Origin of the sequence: Pseudoalteromonas sp. A22 (assembly GCF_018141345.1) — a bacterium.
GTDB classification, from domain to species: Bacteria; Pseudomonadota; Gammaproteobacteria; order Enterobacterales; family Alteromonadaceae; genus Pseudoalteromonas; species Pseudoalteromonas maricaloris.
The window spans coordinates 370677-387827 of the sequence record NZ_CP047237.1 but is presented as its reverse complement, the minus strand read 5'-3'; the positions used below and the strand labels follow the sequence as shown (position 1 = coordinate 387827).

Sequence of the window (17151 nt, the reverse complement as noted above, 5' to 3'; positions counted from 1 at the left end):
CGCTTAAAAATATCCTATCTGTAAGCCGCTGTAATGCGGCTTTTTTCGTTCTCTGGTCTAGACTTAATAGCTGTAATGGTATGTAACTTTTGTACCATCGACATGGATTCTACAGCACCTAGACGGCCTCTAATTTCTTCTTTTGCACACTTCGCTCTAGGATTTGCTGAATTTGGACAGCAGAGTATATGAATAAACGTATCTTTTTGCAGATCAGCGGGTTAGTTATTTTTACTATTTTGGTGAGTGGTGGCCTATTTTATTGGTCCACTTTGTTAAACCACTCCATTTCTTCATTTCATCAGTCATGGCAATCAGAAACGGAAGTTGCAATTAAGCGTGCTGAACTGCTAGCTGAGCTTGAGCGTAGCTTTGGTTATAACGGCTTTATTCATCACTTCAAAAATTATGTACTACGCCAAGACGAGATTTATTACGAACAGGCTTTAGCTGATGTTGAAGCGACCAAAGCGACAATCCTAAAATTGCAAAGTACGGCGCTAAGCAGCCAAGAGACAAAGGCATTAACCGTTATTCAACACACCTTTGATGAATATACACAAATGCTTGCGCTTGCTAAGTCAAAATTCACATCGAGAAGGTTGAGCTCTGACGCTGTGGATCGTTTAGTGAAAGTAGATGACACGGACGCAGAAGCAGCATTTAATTATTTGCGTAAGTCGATTGGAAAGAAATTTGAGTTTGCAAAGCAAAACCAGTCGATAAAGCTTGCTCAAACCCAAGAGTTTAGTAACACCGGTGTATTGTTGCTGCTACCAATAGTCTTGTTGTTTGCTTGCTTAAACATTTTTACGCTTATTTTTGTGGTTAAACTTATCAACGAAAAGCGAAAGTTATTCAACTCTACTCCTGATGCCATTTTATATTGTGATAAAGATGGTAGGCTTACAGAGGTCAATAAGGCCTGTACAGATTTATTTGGGTATCAGCCTCAAGAGCTATTAGGTATGCAGGTTGAAGACCTCATTCCAGAGCGGTATACCGGTAAACATGTAGTGGACAGAGAGAAGTTCCAAGGCACTTCTACCATGCGTAGGGTGACGCATGATGGTCTAAAAATTGTAGGGCGGCACCAATCAGGTGTAGAGATCCCTGTGGATATCGCGTTATCCACGGTGTCCGTCTCTAAAAATGATGTTTTTATTGCTGTGATCCGAGATTTACGTCAAGAACAAGAATTGAAGAACCGAGCTGAACTGGATTTCTTAACTCAGGTTATGAATCGCAGAAAGATTGAAGCGCTGCTGAAAGAAGAAGTGCAGCGGGCCATACGTTATCATCGAGCGCTATCGCTACTGGTAATCGACGTTGATCATTTTAAACAGCTTAATGACACCGCAGGGCATCAAGATGGTGATAATGCATTGAAGGAAGTTGGGCAGTTTCTAAGAGAGCAAGCACGCCCAAGCGATCATATTGGACGATGGGGCGGTGATGAATTTGTAATTATCTGCCCCGAGACTAGGCCGGATGCCGCGCTTAATTTTGCACAACGACTGGTACATGAATTTACCCGTTTCACCAGTTTTGGACTGACGTTCAGCATTGGTGTTGCTGGATATGAGCTTATTGGTGAAAGCTTTAATCACAAACGATGTTTTGAAGAAGCTGACTTAGCCCTCTATGAGTCGAAAAAGTCAGGTCGAGATCGTGCTTCGCTTTATATCGCGCCACGCAGCTCGTTGGACAAAAAGGCATAGTCTAAAACGAGATCTTTTACTTTAGCCGCTAAAAACCTTACAATTTGCGCCCAGTTTAGACTTGTGGCGGATGTTGATGCATAAAATAGAAGACCTCATTGCTGTTTTTAATGGATTATTTCTGCACACGCTCAACACGGAGCTGGTAGTGGGCGGCGACGAACCTATCTATCTACCTGCAAATGAATCACACCCTCATCACCGCATTATTTTTGCTCATGGCTTTTATGCTAGTGCTTTGCATGAAGTAGCGCACTGGCTTGTTGCGGGCGAAGAACGTCGGCAACTCGAAGATTACGGCTACTGGTATTGTCCTGATGGACGAGATAAAGCGCAGCAGCTCGAATTTGAAAAAGTGGAAGTGAAACCACAAGCGATTGAGTGGGCGTTAAGTGTCGCAGCTGGTTTTTCATTTAATGTTTCCGTTGATAACCTCAACGGTGAACAAACTTGCCGTTTCAGTTTTCAACAACGGGTGCATCAGCAAGTGCTAGCTTTATTAGAAAGTGAATTTAATACCAGAACGACTCAACTTCTCAACGCATTAAGCAATTTTTATAATACACCTTGGCCTTTACGCCAGCAGCAATTTAACTGGGATATCCCGACAGAGCTAAGCATGGAGTTTGACGATGCAATTTAAGCTTGGACTTATCATCAATCCTTTGGCTGGGCTTGGTGGGAGCGTTGCACTAAAAGGTAGCGATGGCGCAGAAACAGCCCAACAAGCATTGGCGTTAGGCGCAGAGCCTCGCGCTAATCAGCGAGCAAAAACGGCTTTAACACAATTACTTCCACATCAACAAAACATCGAACTATTTACCGTTAACGGTGAGATGGGGGAGCGTACGGCAAAAGAGCTAGGTTTTAACACCCAAGTGATTTATCAAACTCAAAGCACGGTAACTCGTCCTGAAGATACCGAGACCGCAGCGCAAATGATGCAACAGCTCGGTGTCGATTTGATTTTGTTTGCGGGTGGCGATGGTACTGCCCGTAACATTTGCCACGCGGTGGGTGATTCATGTCCTGTACTTGGGATCCCTGCTGGGTGCAAAATTCATAGCGGCGTATACGCGATAACGCCAAAAGCAGCTGGTAGAGTCGTTGAACTTTTGGTTACCGGAGAGCTCGTCTCCATTGGCGAAGCCGATGTGATGGACATTGATGAAGCTGCATTTCGTGAAGGGACAGTGCGTGCTAAACGATTTGGTGAAATGCAAGTGCCGACCGAGCTGAGATATGTTCAAGCGGTGAAAAACGGTGGCAAAGAAAGCGATGAATTAGTGTTAGCAGATATCGCCGCCTATGTGGTTGCCGAAATGGAAGAAGACGAAACCTATATCATGGGATCTGGTTCTACCGTTGCAGCAGTGATGGAAGAGATGGGACTTGATAATACACTTCTTGGTGTTGATGTTGTAAGGGACCAAGCGCTGATCGCGCAAGATCAAACCGCGCAGCAATTGTTGTCGCTTGCTGATGACAAAACAAAGCTAGTGATCACATTAATTGGTGGGCAAGGACACATTTTTGGCCGCGGTAATCAGCAGCTAAGCCCTAACCTCATCAAAAAAATCGGTAAAGATAATATTATCCTTATCGCCACAAAATCGAAATTAAAGGCCTTAAATGGTCGTCCTTTAATTGCTGATACCGGTGACGAACAGCTTGATGAGTCCTTAGCTGGATTTATTAAAGTGATCACTGGATTCAATGACCATGTAATGTACGCCATAGGCCATCAAGAATAATTTAGGAATAAATATGTCTTTAGTAGAATATGTAGAGAAAGCGCAGCAGTTTTTTGATGAGCTTGTTGATAGAGCGAGCGATGACGAACTATTTGCTGGCGGCTATTTACGCGGTCACTTTGACTTAGCGGTAGGCTATGCACAAGTAGAAGAAGCAGATCTTTCGATTGATGAGTTAAATGCCAAAGTTGAGAGCAGCTTGGTAAAAGCATACCGAAATGGAGAGCTAAATGACGATGATAAAGCGCACGTAGTTTCTATTTGGGAGCAGGTGCAAAATCTAAAATAATGCACTTCGCTCGAGTGTAGCAGATGCTAGAAGTCTAATTTGCGTCTGCTACTCAGCCTCTTTTGGCTTTACATCAAAAATCGCCAATAGATGAACAACAGTGCAAAGCCCACTAAATAAACCAGCCCCAGTCCCGTTAGAACCTTGGTATAAATTGGTTGACGGCGATAGATCTCACCTTTCACTAATCCTAAATTCATCCAAGCAAAGATAGGAGTAGTGACAAACGCTGAGCTCATGGCAAACATTAGCATGCTCTTTAAGTCGGCTTTAAAAAACAGCACCACGGCCATACCAAGCGCTGCTTGTAGCAATAGAATGAGCGTGTAACTCTTTTTCGTTGTGTTAGGTCGTAACAACTGAAGCGATTCACTAAGCACTCGGGAGTAGCCATCTAACACCGTGATGGTTGTTCCAAACATACATAAAAATGCGACGCCAGCAATTAGCCATCTGGCCCATTCGCCAATCGTATTAGCATACATATCAATGAGCTGCTGTGAGAACGCAACACCAGCGAGTTCCACAGGCTTCTCTTGACCGTATTGCATTAGCATACCGAGTAAACAAAAAACGACCGCCAGACCCAGCGTTACAAAATATCCCACCTTGAAATCCAGTAGGATCTGGCTACTTGTTAGCGGTTGTTTAGTCATCTTCGTTTTTAGCCAAGACGAATTAATGGCTGAAATCTCGATTGGTGCGGGCATCCAACCCATCAAGGCAACTAAAAAGCCCAGTAGTGCGATGTCGTAGGGGGAAACCGGATCAATAGGGGCTGGATGGGCCGGACCATTATTAGCCGCAATGGCAAGGGCCATAACCGTGGAAATGGTCAAAATTATCATTACCCATTTGCTAGTCACATCGAGTATTTTGTAATGCCCAACCAATAAGATTGCCAAGCAGCTAGCCAAAAGTAGAAAGCTTAACAATTCAATATTTATTGGAAATGGCAGCGAGTAGCTCAGAAGACTTGCGGTAAGTAATAGCACGCCTGCGGTATTTACAATGGCTGCGAAAATATTGAGTAGCACAAAAACCTTAAATCCGAAGCGGTAATGTGCGTGATAACCTTCGACGACACTATGCTTAGAATGGCTTGTGTACTCTACTGCATATTTAAAAAAGGGATATTTGAGCAAGTTAACGGCAACAATTAGCCAGATCAATTGACTACCAAATAGTGCCCCAGCCTGCGTTGACGAAACGAGATGTGAACCACCGATAGCAGCAGTTGCCATTAATATTCCAGGCCCAAAGATGGCAAATTTGCCTTTAAGAGATAGCAGCGCTGGCAATGTAAATTCCTTAAGTCTTTGTTATTTTAATTTTGCTGCCAGTCTACGAAGTTTTAAGAATTGCCGCAACACTGTCGTTGAGTCGCATTTCACAGACGGTGTTGAATGTGAGATAACTAGTCGCTTACTCATCCTGCTCTAAAAAGTATTCATCTAGGTCTTCTTTGATGTCCTGATAATCATCTTCATCTAAATTTAAAACTTTCAATACATCTGCTTTCATTAAATGCCAATCAGGTGCGGCAACAAAACGTTTATTGATATGTACAAAATTTTCAGCCATTTTTAGAGCAGCGAAAGCTAATTTCTGCTCGTCGTCTTTACAGTTTCCCAAAAACTCAGGGTCATGATGGCATAAAATCATCTGACAAATACTTTGTGGCAAATTCCAGGAAGCTGCGAGGAAGTAGCCGATAATAGCATGATTGGTCTCGTACTTTTCTTCTTCGTGCTCGACTAACAGCTTGTCATAATCTTTGTTAGCGGCAATGAGCGTTTCCATATAATCGGGGTAATTTACCGCCATAGCGGCAATCCCTGCGTCATGAAATAAGCCTAGTAAGTGCAAGTTTTCGATAGGAACACGCGATTTAAGTTTATTACCAATCACCATAATGCTATCTGCGATGTCTGAAGCGTTATCCCAAAACCGCTCCAAACTGATACAACATTTACGTTGGTCAAAGGTTTGTTTGAGCAAAAAGCCGGTCACAAGCGTACTAATAGAGTCTAGACCTAGAAAGACGACAGCCTGTTTTACATCAGTGACCGTTCTTGCCAAACCGTACAGTGGGGAATTGATGATTTTTAGCACCGCGGCTGAGGTGCTGACATCATGAGCGATGATAGAAGCGATGTCGTTCAGATCTGGATCTGGTGCAGCAAGTGCTGCTTGCAACTCGCTTATCAGCGCGGGCTTAGGCGGTAAATTAAAACCATGTTTGACGTCAGCTAACACTTTGTCGTCTAGATCTATCATCTAAAAATCCTTAATTTCAGACATATAAAAAGCATAGCGTAAATTCTTTATTGAACACTGACTTGAGACAAAAAAATACCAAGTCGACTACTAATTCGGCAAAGTGTCTCGTCAATAGGCACGTTTTCTTGCTTAACATGTAAATATTAAGTTATGGTTAAGCAATTTTTTTCTTAGGGCAATGGTATGCACGAAACACAACAAGCGAACTCGCAAAATTCTGCGATCACCCGTTTTTTAAACGGGATAGAGCGGGTGGGGAATAAACTTCCTGATCCTGCAATCATTTTCTTATCAGCAATGTTGCTGATTTGGCTGCTATCTTGGTTAATTTCAGGCGTAGAATTTAGCGCTATTGATCCAAGAACCAATCAGGCGATTGTCGTTCACAATTTATTAGACCCAAATGCGCTTGCCGGATTTATGGCAACGATGGTAAAAACCTTCACGGGATTTGCGCCATTAGGCGTGGTGCTAGTTGCTATGCTAGGTGTGGGTGTTGCTGAACATTCTGGCTATATCAATACTGGCCTTAAAATCATGCTTAAACGCACGCCTCAAGCACTACTAACTCCTTCTATTATTCTTATCGCAATTGTAAGCCACACGGCGACAGATGCTGGATACGTGTTAGTTATTCCGCTTGCCGGTGTCATCTTCTATGCGATGGGAAGACATCCTCTTGCGGGTATTGCTGCGGCATTTGCTGGCGTAAGCGGCGGATTTAGCGCGAACTTTATTCCTTCAGGTATCGATCCGTTGCTACAAAGCTTTACTCAAAGTGCAGCACAGATCATCGATCCAGAAATCGCGATTAACCCACTAAACAACTGGTTTTTCACCTCAGCATCGAGCTTATTCATTATTTTATTAGGTTGGTATATCACTGATAAAATCATAGAGCCAAGGCTAAAAGCGACAGAAATTGACGGCGATACAGAGAGCTTGCCTTCGTTTGATGAGATCACAAGCAAAGAAAAAAAGGGCTTTGTGGTGGCGTCTATGGTGATGTTAGCAGGTATTGCATTATTGGTTTATGCATCAAGCGGCGATGATTCAGCACTACGCAGCCCGTCGGGCGCTTTAACTGATTTTAGTGCGCCGTTAATGCAATCAATTGTACCACTTATCTTCCTACTGTTTTGGATCCCTGGTGCGGTTTACGGTTTCGTTGTCGGTACGTTTAAAACCTCAAAAGACATGATTGATGCCATGACTAAAGCCATGAATAGCATGTCTTACTATATTGTTATGGCGTTTTTCTGTGCACTTTTCATCAGTGCCTTCAGCCATTCAAATTTGGGTGCATTGCTTGCTATTGAAGGGGCTCAAGTATTAAAAGCATTGGCGCTGCCAAGCTATGTTACTGTAGTTGGTATTATCTTCTTGACCGCATTTGTAAACTTATTTGTAGGGTCAAGCTCTGCGAAGTGGGCATTGCTGGGGCCGATTTTTGTTCCGATGTTAATGCAATTGGGTATTTCACCTGATTTAACACAAGCGGCTTATCGTGTTGGTGATTCTGGCTCAAATATAATCACTCCGCTTATGCCTTACTTCCCACTGGTTGTGGTTTACTGCCAGAAATACGTTAAGTCGACAGGAATAGGTACATTGATAGCGATGATGTTGCCTTACTCGATCGCCTTTTTGATTGGTTGGAGCATCTTCTTATTGATCTACTGGATGCTTGGTATTCCACTAGGTCTACAAGCGAGTTATGCATATCCAGCTGGAATGTAATTTGAGGAATGTAACTTCAGGGGATCCTTAAAACAATGAACTCCTGATCCAAATTTTAGATTAAGTAACAAAAAGCGCTGTTCATTGACATGACAGCGCTTTTTATATTCTGTTATTTTGCATTGCGCCTTACGCGGCTTTATTGATACCCAACCAAGAAAATGAGCGGTTTAAAAATGCTCCAGCGCCTGTTTCAATGCATTCACCATGGGCAATCACGATATATTGAGGTTGCCAAGCAGCCATCTTTGAAAAACAGGCTCGGGCCTGCTGCTTCCCAAACACAAACGAAGTTCGCCAGTCTATGGGCGTTTTACCGTTAGGGCTAATAATCCCAGTGATTTTCGCTAATACTTTTTTAAAACCGGAGAAGTGGCTAGGGTGAAAGTTCTCGATAAGATCTGTCAAAATTAATGTACTGCTCTCTTTGTGGAAGAATACGACTTCTTCCATCACCGCGCTGCCTTTAAAAATGAGTTGCTCAATATCTTCTTGCCATTCGGGTTCTGCCATGTTGCCCAGTTGGCGCTGAAAAGTAAGATCAGGCCGTTTTTTGTCGACACCTGGAGAAGCAAACATAATCGCATGTGGGAACTTTTCCTGCCAATCTCCCATAAATAGGTGATGAAGTTTATTTGGAGAAATTAGGTAGGCCACTTGCCCAAGTTGCGTCAATTCACTCAGTAATCCTTCCGTTAATTTTCCGGGAGAGTGGACCCATAATGCGTCAGAAGAAAGCTTTACTATGGTGCTTCTGGTAGTGTATGGCATGCCAAAGAATGGTACAGCTGGGCCGTTGTGGATCCAAATGTTTTTACCAATTGCAATTAATTCGCTCATCTGATTTCCTTACTCTTGTTAGCGTGGATGACTATATCAGGGAAGTTTTTTGTTTAAAATATAGCCTTATGCAAGATTGTATGAAATTTATTTAAATCCTTGTATTTGCATACCTTATCATTAATCTTGGGCGCGTTGTCCAGTCCCATATCTCGCCATAAAAAGCGCAACGCTTTGCTCTACAATAAAGTCCGTTTCCTCCGTATTTGTGAGATCAAATCCATAAAGCCGTGGGTAAAAGATAAAAGACTTGAGTTGATATAAAAACTGTTGTGCTGCGAATGCCTGATGTTCGATATACAGTGCATTGTTAGCGACAGCATCGGCTAAAAACGTTTCTAAATAACGCATACAACCTACTTTACTGTTATTGAAATGCGCAGCCAATGTAGAGTCTTGCAACAACTCGATAAATGCCACGCGAGCCACTTTGATAAATGATTCAGAGGTGAGCAGATTGACTTCTCGTAAAGCGATTTCTTGAAGTTGTTTTGCAATCGAGACATCGGGTCGATATTGATAAATATCACCTTGGTCAACTTGAAGCATCATGTGTTCAAGTACGTTATACAGTAGCAGCTCTTTGGTCTCGAAGTGGTTATAGATCGTTCGTTTAGACACTTCAGCGTGCTTTGCGATGAGATCCATACTGGTATTTTGAGCACCGTGCTGAGCAAATAACTGTTGGGCAGCCTCTAGAATTTGCAGTCGCTTTCTTTCTGATTGTTTCATTTTATCTATTACAGGCAAGGGAATATCAACAAATGGATACTCCACATTCTAGCAAAACTAAAATAAATTACACTGCTTAGTTTACTTTCTATTCTTGATGTGTAAACTACACTGTGTAGTTTACTTTTGGTGGTTATATGAAAAAGCGAACATGGTTTGGCTTGATTGTGGTCTTGCTGATAGGAGTAGGAGGAGTTATGGCTTCTAATTTAAATGCTGCGGTAAATCAAAGTGGGTATTCATCAACTCAATATAGTGATGGTAAATTTCATAATACTCATGAAACGAATAAAACGAGCCTAGGTAAGACGCTGGAAATTTTTTGGCGCTTTTTTACCGAGCAAAAAGTCAATGCGGTGCCGAAGGTTGATATGCCAGTAAAAGTGCTCACTGAGGAGAATTTAAAGGCACTTTCTGATACGCACACTCACGTTATCAAACTGGGACATTCATCAGTACTTATTAAAGCGCAAGGGAAATATCTTCTGATTGACCCCGTTTTTGCTGAACGAGCATCACCATTTTCATTTATTGGTCCAAAGCGTTTTCATCAACCACCTATTACTATTGAATCATTGCCTCAAATTGATAAGGTGCTGATTTCACATAACCATTACGACCACCTAGACAAAGAAAGCGTAAAGCGATTAGCAGACAGAGTGGGGGTATTTTATGTACCTTTGGGTGTAGAAGGTGATTTGCAAAAGTGGGGAGTTCCCGCCGAGAAAATAAAGCAGTTTGACTGGTGGCAGTTTGAAGAGACCGCTGAGTTAACACTCACCTTTACACCTACTCAGCATTTTTCTGGACGTGGACTTGGAGATGCAAATAAAACCCTTTGGGGAGCGTGGGCTATTCGCACAGCAGACAAAAATATCTTTTTTAGTGGAGACTCTGGTTATTTTGCTGGATTTAAGGAAATAGGTGAACGGCTTGGTCCGTTTGACCTAACCTTAGTAGAGACCGGCGCCTATGATAAAGATTGGTCTGATATTCACATGACGCCAGAGCAAAGCGTACAAGCTCATATAGATCTGCGAGGAACGCATATGATCCCCATTCATAATGGTACTTTTGACTTGGCTTTTCACTCTTGGTTTGATCCGCTCGCAAGAGTGAAAATCGCAGCAGAGCAAAATCAAGTGGCGCTGGTAACACCTGTTGTAGGTGAAGTGTTGACGCTATCAGAAACGCTATCAAGTAGCAGCTGGTGGGAAGCGCTGATGCCCTAATATCCATATCTTAGTGATTGAATGAGGGCTAACGCATGATGCGGAAACCCTTATTTGGCTTACATGTGTTAAGCAATCAACAGCCTTAATGAGAAGACCATAAGCAAAACAGCAAGTGCTTTTTCAACCAAGTTCATTTTGTTCAAGAACCAAGCGCGGGAAGATGGAGCTGAGAATAATAAGCTGATACAGATAAACCATAAAGCGTTAACACTGCACATCCAAGCGCCGTAAAAAAGTTGAATATGTAACGGAGTTCCTTGGCTGACGACATTGGTCACTATGGCTAAGAAAAACAGGGTTGCTTTTGGGTTGGTTGCATTAGTTAAAAAACCAAGACTAAAGGCTTTTTTGAGCGACTGTGAGCTTACATCAGCTTGGGCATTTTCTGCATCCAGTTCAATTGTTCCTGCACTTTTGAGCAATTGAATAGCGATGTAGATAAGATACGCAGCACCGATTAATTTAGCTACTTGTAAAACCCAAGGTGAGGCCTGCATCAGTGCGCCGACACCAAGTAAGGTATATAAGATATGAACACTAAGTCCAGTGCCAATCCCCAAGGCGGTCATTGCGCCATGTAGTCTGCCGTATTTTAAGCTTTGTCTGGCTGTAATAACAAAGTCAGGGCCTGGCAAGATGACTGCAACAAAATGAATGATGGCTAATGATACAAACTCAGGCCAATACTGCACCATAATAAGCTCCCAATATAATATTGAATAATTGAGAACATTGTATTTTCATTCTCCTAGGAAGATAATAATCTAAAAATAGAAATAACTTTTGCGTAGAGCGCACAAATGGGAGAGCTATGACGACCAGTAAACATATTGAACTACTGCAAGAAATGTCGATTTTTGTTTCGGTAGTGAATACTGGAAGCTTCTCCAAAAGTGCTCGGCAATTAGGTATCTCGCCGTCGTCAGTGAGTCGTGCCATAAAACTACTTGAACAGCAATTGGGGGTGTGTTTACTTCAACGTACCACACGTAGCTTAAGATTGAGCGAAACAGGAAGGGCTGTATATGAGCGCTGTACTCAATTGGAACAAGCCGCCAAAGACGTCATCTCGCTTTGTGAAAGCTATCATCAAACGGCACAAGGAACAGTAAAAATCGCAGCGCCAAAAGCGGTCGCACATTCGCTAATTCACCCAAATGTGATGGCGCTTCTAGGCGAATTTCCAAATATTGACGTTCATTTGGTGCTAGATGACAACGCGTTGGATTTGATCCGTGATGAAATAGACATTCTATTTAAAATTACCAACGAGCCTCCACAAGGCTTAATCGGTAGAAGCGTAATGATAATAGAACATATAGTGGCGGCATCACCAAAATATCTTGCGACCCACTCAATTCCTACTCACCCTAAAGAACTAGTACAACACAGCTGTATTGCCTTAGGGGAAACGGATGCTGATGCTAAGTGGCGATTCAGAAAAGGCACACAAAAACTCACAACGCCAGTTAACGGGCGCTATAAAGCAAATCATACTCGAGTGAGGTTAGATGCTGCGCTGCAAGGGCTTGGGATCACAAGCTTACCTGTGTTTGTAGCTAAAGGTGCGTTAGCGTCAGGGGAGTTGATACAGGTATTACCTGAATGGCAATTTGAGACTCACTATTCAGGCGAGCTGTGGATGCTATATCCAGCAACTCGCCATATTCCTGCAAAGGTGAGTATTTTTGCTGACTTTATTGTACAGCGACTTACCAGGGGTTGTTGAGTTTTACTGTATATTAAAACCCGCTCGTAATAATTACAGTGAAAAGCGATAACTTAATGTTGCGCTCGCTTGATATTGACTCATTACCTCATTGTCGAAGTGCCAGCTACAGGTATTTTGGGTTTCTGGGTCGACATCGCAAGTGACTTTAGAGTTGTTGTTGAGGATAGTTGCAATCCATCGTGCTTCAGCACCAAGATGAAAACCTGCGCCAAGGTTGTATTCAAAACCCGTGTATAACCCTGATGCAAAGAAAGTATCTGAGTCGATAAAATTAGGGTCAACAAAGGTCGCACCAAGCTGTAAGCCTAGATAAACATCTAAGTTGTCTGTGAGAGGGCGTACCACCGCACTTTGAAATAATAGATACTCCATTTCCACTTTATTTAGCGGATAAGCGGTAAGTTGGGTCTCAGTTTTTCCGTAGTAGAAGCCATAACGGCCTACAGGTACATATTTATCGATACTTAATCCAAAGTGCGAATCGTCTTCTAATTCATACTTTTGATGGCGCGAAGTTTTGATATCACTGCTGTAAGTTTTGCCACCATATATTGAGACACCAAAGTCTCCATAGTCTGCGGCATTGACGTTGCTCGAAACAACTAACGCCAAAATAGTAGCTACTGAAGCAAATTTCATAACGTTCATATCCTTGAGTCGGAATAATTTTTTAGAATTGGGCTCTAGTATATCAATGATGAAAGAAAATAATAACGAGGTTGGTCTATTTACTTGCATTTCTTTGGTTAGATTTTTATTATTACTCCGCTTATTTGATTTGGAAAAGTGCCTTGCAAGTATTCTTACGTTTACTTATCACAATGTTCGTGGTGGCTACACTAAGTGGTCAAAACGCGGCTGCCTCTATGGCAGCATGTGAAATGCATGGCGCTACTAGTCATGAAACAAGTCATCAAATGCTTCAAAGTAACTTGCAATCGGCAGAGCCTCATCATCATGAAATGATGGTTGAGATGGATTGTTGTGACCCTCAGAACACAGCACAATGCAGCGATTGTACTTGCCCCACACATATGTGCTCCACAAATCTTGCAGCGTTTTCGCCAAGAGAGTGGGTAGCGCCTATTGTACTGAAAAACGATAAATTAAGTTTCACAAGTGGTCAGCTTAGCGACTATCCTCGCTCTCTTTATAAACCCCCAATACTAGCCTAACCTCAGGGCAGATCTGCCTTAATTTCAAAGTTTTGTACGATTAATCGTCTTTTTTGGCGTAATTTTCAACGAATTGATTGATACCTGTTGCACTAACGTAATTGGTATTGCATGCGAGGTTAGCATGAAAAAGTTTTATTTAGTGATGATGCTATGGCTAATGAGTGCCATGGCATACGGTAAATCCAATATAGAATTGGAAGTCTTTAAATCCCCAACCTGCGGCTGTTGTGAGCTGTGGTTAAACCATTTAACTGCGCAAGGTATCGCGCACAAAGCCACCGATTTAAATTATCTTGGCTCACTTAAGAGTAAGTTTGGTATTAAGCAAAATTATCAATCTTGTCACACCGGAGTTTCTAAAAATGGTTTTATTTTTGAAGGGCATGTTCCTGCCAAGTTTATTAAACAGTTTTTGCAAAACGAAACGTTAACTCAAGACACACAAAATATCGGCTTGAGTGTGCCGGCTATGCCACTTGGATCGCCTGGTATGGAAGTTGGCGAGCGTTTTATGCCTTATCAAGTATTGCTACTTAAAAAAGATGGGAGCTATGAGATTTTTGCTGAAATCGACAGCTATGAGGAGCAATTCTAATGACAATTAAAGTTTCCCTGTTTATCGCAACACTGATACTGCCACAGATAGCACAGGCCAATATTGCAACGTTAGAGCAAGCGATAGATGCTGCTATCAGTAACGATCCTTGGCTTAAATCTAGCCAATACAAGCGTTCTGCGATGCAATCTATGAGCCGCGAAGCGCTAAGCTATCCTGATCCTCAGGTGTCCATCGGTATGATGAATCTGCCTGTTGATAATTGGGAGTTTAATCAAGAGGGGATGACTCAGCTTAAAGTTGGCGTGATGCAGATGTTACCACGAGGAGATAGCCTCGAAATTAAGAGTCAGCAATTGGCACTTGACGCTAAAAAGCAACCGATTTTACAAGCGGATAGAAAAGCGCAAGTGCGCCGGGATGTTTCTCAGGTGTGGCTTGATATTGTGCAAGCCAAAAAGACGTTAGAACTGATTGAACGCGATAGTGTGCTGTTTGACCAAATGGTAGAAATAGCCAATGCTAGCTACTCCAATGCGCTGGGTGCAACACGCCAGCAAGATGTGATCCGTGCTCAGCTTGAGGTGATGCAATTAGACGACAAGCGTTCCGCGGCTTATCAGCAGCTTAACACCGCTAAGGCAAAGCTTTCGCAATGGCTATTAAATGATGCATTCACTAATTCAAATGCACTGAGTGTCCTTGAACAAAACGAAGTGACACTGCCGTTGATCCGCTCAATTGCGCCAAAGTTGATGCAGCAACGTCCAGTTGATAGCCAAGCTGTAGTACAACATTTGACTCATCACCCGTTGGTTGTTGCCGCCGACGTTGATACATACCGCGCCAATCAAGGGGTAAAGTTAGCTGAGCAGGCATATAAACCACAGTTTTCCGTCAATGCGAGTTACGCATATCGGGATGATGCGCCGGATCAGATGTCTCGCACTGACTTTTTCAGCGTTGGTGTGTCATTCGACGTTCCGTTATTCACAGATGGAAAACAAGACCAGCAAAAAGCGGCAGCGACCGCACAAGTTGAAGCGAGTAAAACCGACCGGTTGCTGGTGCTAAAGCAGCTGTTTTCAAACTTAAATGGAGAAATTCAAACTATCCAACGATTGCAAGAAAGGCAATCGCTATACGCAAAATCAATTGTGGCACAAAGCGCTGAACAGGCCGAAGCTGCATTGACCGCTTATACCAATGACGATGGGGACTTTTCCGAGGTAGTGAGGGCGCGCATCGCGAAACTGAATGCGCAGTTATCAGCGCTTTCCATTGATATTGCATTGTTAAAAGCGGTAGTACGCAGTAACTATTATTTGGCTCAAATTGAAGAGGGTGCAAGCCATGAATAACAACTTAAAAATGACGCTGGTTGCGGTCACGACATTAACGGCAGGTGTGCTAGTTGGGATGAACCTCTCTTCAAGTAACGAATCTGCGGTAGCGCAAAACGCTGAGAAAGCGCCACTTTATTGGGTCGCGCCTATGGATCCGAACTATCGTCGTGATAAGCCAGGTAAGTCTCCGATGGGAATGGATCTTGTGCCTGTGTATGAAGAAGAGTCTGCGAATGCAAAATTTGGTGAGGGGGTTGTGGAGATAGCGCCTCACGTTGAAAACAACTTGGGCGTTCGCACTGCGGTGGCCATGCGTCAAGCGATGTCTCACCAAATCCGGACTGTTGGGTATGTTCAGTACAACGAAGATAGCTTAGTTCACATTCACCCTCGAGTTGAGGGATGGGTTGAAAAGCTCTACGTGAAAGCAGCAGGAGATCCGGTGAAACAAGGCGAACCTCTGTACACCTTGTATTCGCCGCAACTGGTCAATGCGCAAGAAGAATATCTTATTGCTAGAAAGCGTAATAATCAGGCGCTGATAAACGCAGCGCACGAAAGGCTCAAAGCATTGCACCTGAGTGATGACTTTATCAATACGCTTAAAAAAACGGGTGAAGTGCATCAAAGCATTACCTTTTATGCGCGTCAATCTGGGGTGTTGGATGGACTCCAGATCCGAGAAGGGTTTTACGTAAAACCAGGTACAACGCTCATGAGTATCGCGAAACTTGACGAAATTTGGGTCGAAGCTGACGTATTTGAACGTGATGCTATGTTGGTCGCTCAGGGACAAGCGGTTTCCATGAGGTTAGACTTTTTACCCGGCAGAACGTGGCGAGGGCAAGTCGATTACGTCTACCCCTCACTCAATGAAAAAACACGGACACTTAGAGTAAGGCTTAGATTTGACAACAGTGATGCGCTATTAAAGCCGAATATGTTTGCGCAAGTGAACATTCATGCCGATTCTCGTGACGATGTATTACAAGTGCCGAGTGAGTCTGTGATCCGCACCGCCAAACAAAACCGTGTTGTCGTTGAAGTTGCACCCGGTAGCTTTAAATCGGTTGCCGTCGAACTGGGTCAAATTGGTGATGAAAACATTGAAATCCTCAATGGCCTTAACGAAGGAGACAAGATAGTTACGTCAGCCCAATTCCTGATTGATTCTCAATCGAGCATTACTTCTGACTTTATGCGTATGGCACCAGTTGCAGAGGCTAAGTCAGTTTGGATTGAAGGAGAAATTCAAAGCGTGAACTATGAAAGTCGAGTGGTGAATATCGATCATCAGCCCGTACCCGAGTGGGAATGGCCTGAAATGGTGATGGATTTTTCAGTGGCTGACAGTGTCGATGTTGAAGAATTAAGCCCTGGACAGACTTTGCATTTTGAAGCCACGAAACAAGATGACGGTAGCGTATTACTGACTGGCACTCACATTATGTCCGAAGGAAATACGACCGAAAATACACTGCCTACAGCAACAGTGGGCGGTGTGATAAACACCATCACCCCTGACACCCGAGTGCTTAATATTTCTCGCGGCGCCATTGAAAAATGGGACCGTCCCGCAACAACGATGGACTTTGTTGCAGCTGAGCACATTGATTTAAGCCAGCTTATGACAGGAATGAAGGTGACTTTCACCTTTGAAGTGGGTGAGGAATTTGTGGTGACTGATATCAAACCTGCAGGTGAGATGTCGATGAATATGCACTCAGGCCACTAAGGAGCGTTTA

Annotated in this window: 16 protein-coding genes; 10 read left to right on the top strand and 6 right to left on the bottom strand. The window is 43.1% G+C overall.

The features are described from left to right. Window positions 1-188: 188 nt before the first annotated feature. The 4 genes from GSF04_RS01585 (at window position 189) to GSF04_RS01570 (ending at window position 3764) form a co-directional block, all read left to right on the top strand. On the top strand, window positions 189-1721 hold the full coding sequence (locus GSF04_RS01585; protein ID WP_211857289.1) for a sensor domain-containing diguanylate cyclase: 1533 nt from the start codon (window positions 189-191) through the stop codon (window positions 1719-1721). A gap of 76 nt (window positions 1722-1797) precedes the next feature. Then, window positions 1798-2364: an elongation factor P hydroxylase gene (locus GSF04_RS01580; RefSeq protein WP_211857288.1), complete on the top strand. Its 567-nt coding sequence runs from the start codon at window positions 1798-1800 to the stop codon at window positions 2362-2364. After that, window positions 2354-3475, top strand: coding sequence for an ATP-NAD kinase family protein (locus GSF04_RS01575; RefSeq protein ID WP_193522475.1), 1122 nt, complete (start codon window positions 2354-2356; stop codon window positions 3473-3475). The genes GSF04_RS01580 and GSF04_RS01575 overlap by 11 nt, the downstream gene beginning before the upstream one ends. Window positions 3476-3488: 13 nt before the next feature. Further along, complete coding sequence (locus tag GSF04_RS01570) at window positions 3489-3764, top strand: YfcL family protein (RefSeq protein WP_010377735.1); 276 nt, start codon at window positions 3489-3491, stop codon at window positions 3762-3764. Window positions 3765-3832: 68 nt separating this feature from the next. Here GSF04_RS01570 and GSF04_RS01565 read toward each other — a convergent pair whose 3' ends face one another. Then, complete coding sequence (locus GSF04_RS01565) at window positions 3833-5065, bottom strand: divalent metal cation transporter (protein ID WP_211857287.1); 1233 nt, start codon at window positions 5063-5065, stop codon at window positions 3833-3835. A 124-nt stretch (window positions 5066-5189) separates the two neighbouring features. After that, window positions 5190-6044, bottom strand: coding sequence for an HDOD domain-containing protein (locus GSF04_RS01560; protein ID WP_211857286.1), 855 nt, complete (start codon window positions 6042-6044; stop codon window positions 5190-5192). A gap of 186 nt (window positions 6045-6230) precedes the next feature. Between GSF04_RS01560 and GSF04_RS01555 the strand changes: the two genes are divergently transcribed. After that, window positions 6231-7787: an AbgT family transporter gene (locus GSF04_RS01555; protein ID WP_211857285.1), complete on the top strand. Its 1557-nt coding sequence runs from the start codon at window positions 6231-6233 to the stop codon at window positions 7785-7787. A gap of 129 nt (window positions 7788-7916) precedes the next feature. Here GSF04_RS01555 and GSF04_RS01550 read toward each other — a convergent pair whose 3' ends face one another. Continuing rightward, entirely contained in the window at window positions 7917-8627 is a 711-nt protein-coding gene (locus tag GSF04_RS01550) for a DUF4336 domain-containing protein (RefSeq protein WP_211857283.1), read from the bottom strand. A 120-nt stretch (window positions 8628-8747) separates the two neighbouring features. Continuing rightward, the gene (locus GSF04_RS01545; RefSeq protein WP_211857281.1) at window positions 8748-9359 is read right to left on the bottom strand and encodes a TetR/AcrR family transcriptional regulator; all 612 of its coding nucleotides are present in this window, start codon (window positions 9357-9359) and stop codon (window positions 8748-8750) included. Between the two features lie 197 nt (window positions 9360-9556). Here GSF04_RS01545 and GSF04_RS01540 point away from each other — a divergent pair, with 197 nt between their 5' ends. Next, window positions 9557-10591 (top strand): MBL fold metallo-hydrolase, encoded by a 1035-nt coding sequence (locus GSF04_RS01540; protein WP_130127326.1) that lies wholly within the window; start codon window positions 9557-9559, stop codon window positions 10589-10591. Window positions 10592-10659: 68 nt separating this feature from the next. On the opposite strand, the gene GSF04_RS01535 is transcribed toward GSF04_RS01540, so the two are convergent. Next, window positions 10660-11289 (bottom strand): LysE family transporter, encoded by a 630-nt coding sequence (locus tag GSF04_RS01535; RefSeq protein ID WP_211857280.1) that lies wholly within the window; start codon window positions 11287-11289, stop codon window positions 10660-10662. 116 nt (window positions 11290-11405) lie between these two features. Between GSF04_RS01535 and GSF04_RS01530 the strand changes: the two genes are divergently transcribed. Beyond that, entirely contained in the window at window positions 11406-12323 is a 918-nt protein-coding gene (locus tag GSF04_RS01530; protein ID WP_211857279.1) for a LysR family transcriptional regulator, read from the top strand. Window positions 12324-12356: 33 nt separating this feature from the next. On the opposite strand, the gene GSF04_RS01525 is transcribed toward GSF04_RS01530, so the two are convergent. Next, entirely contained in the window at window positions 12357-12965 is a 609-nt protein-coding gene (locus tag GSF04_RS01525; RefSeq protein WP_211857278.1) for a hypothetical protein, read from the bottom strand. A gap of 660 nt (window positions 12966-13625) precedes the next feature. Here GSF04_RS01525 and GSF04_RS01520 point away from each other — a divergent pair. The 3 genes from GSF04_RS01520 to GSF04_RS01510 are packed head-to-tail and all read left to right on the top strand — an operon-like array spanning window position 13626 to window position 17141. Then, window positions 13626-14099: a DUF411 domain-containing protein gene (locus tag GSF04_RS01520; RefSeq protein WP_211857277.1), complete on the top strand. Its 474-nt coding sequence runs from the start codon at window positions 13626-13628 to the stop codon at window positions 14097-14099. Further along, window positions 14099-15421 carry a TolC family protein gene (locus GSF04_RS01515; protein ID WP_211857276.1) on the top strand — a complete coding sequence of 441 codons (1323 nt, stop codon included), beginning with the start codon at window positions 14099-14101 and terminating at the stop codon, window positions 15419-15421. Before GSF04_RS01520 ends, GSF04_RS01515 begins: the two co-directional genes overlap by 1 nt. After that, window positions 15414-17141: an efflux RND transporter periplasmic adaptor subunit gene (locus tag GSF04_RS01510; RefSeq protein ID WP_211857275.1), complete on the top strand. Its 1728-nt coding sequence runs from the start codon at window positions 15414-15416 to the stop codon at window positions 17139-17141. The genes GSF04_RS01515 and GSF04_RS01510 overlap by 8 nt, the downstream gene beginning before the upstream one ends. Window positions 17142-17151 lie beyond the last annotated feature (10 nt).

Coding starts and splice junctions, on each gene's coding strand:
- GSF04_RS01585 (WP_211857289.1), top strand. CDS start 189: ATGAATAAACGTATCTTTTTGCAGATCAGCGGGTTAGTTATTTTTACT.
- GSF04_RS01580 (WP_211857288.1), top strand. CDS start 1,798: ATGCATAAAATAGAAGACCTCATTGCTGTTTTTAATGGATTATTTCTG.
- GSF04_RS01575 (WP_193522475.1), top strand. CDS start 2,354: ATGCAATTTAAGCTTGGACTTATCATCAATCCTTTGGCTGGGCTTGGT.
- GSF04_RS01570 (WP_010377735.1), top strand. CDS start 3,489: ATGTCTTTAGTAGAATATGTAGAGAAAGCGCAGCAGTTTTTTGATGAG.
- GSF04_RS01560 (WP_211857286.1), bottom strand. CDS start 6,044: ATGATAGATCTAGACGACAAAGTGTTAGCTGACGTCAAACATGGTTTT.
- GSF04_RS01555 (WP_211857285.1), top strand. CDS start 6,231: ATGCACGAAACACAACAAGCGAACTCGCAAAATTCTGCGATCACCCGT.
- GSF04_RS01550 (WP_211857283.1), bottom strand. CDS start 8,627: ATGAGCGAATTAATTGCAATTGGTAAAAACATTTGGATCCACAACGGC.
- GSF04_RS01545 (WP_211857281.1), bottom strand. CDS start 9,359: ATGAAACAATCAGAAAGAAAGCGACTGCAAATTCTAGAGGCTGCCCAA.
- GSF04_RS01540 (WP_130127326.1), top strand. CDS start 9,557: ATGGCTTCTAATTTAAATGCTGCGGTAAATCAAAGTGGGTATTCATCA.
- GSF04_RS01535 (WP_211857280.1), bottom strand. CDS start 11,289: ATGGTGCAGTATTGGCCTGAGTTTGTATCATTAGCCATCATTCATTTT.
- GSF04_RS01530 (WP_211857279.1), top strand. CDS start 11,406: ATGACGACCAGTAAACATATTGAACTACTGCAAGAAATGTCGATTTTT.
- GSF04_RS01525 (WP_211857278.1), bottom strand. CDS start 12,965: ATGAAATTTGCTTCAGTAGCTACTATTTTGGCGTTAGTTGTTTCGAGC.
- GSF04_RS01520 (WP_211857277.1), top strand. CDS start 13,626: ATGAAAAAGTTTTATTTAGTGATGATGCTATGGCTAATGAGTGCCATG.
- GSF04_RS01515 (WP_211857276.1), top strand. CDS start 14,099: ATGACAATTAAAGTTTCCCTGTTTATCGCAACACTGATACTGCCACAG.
- GSF04_RS01510 (WP_211857275.1), top strand. CDS start 15,414: ATGAATAACAACTTAAAAATGACGCTGGTTGCGGTCACGACATTAACG.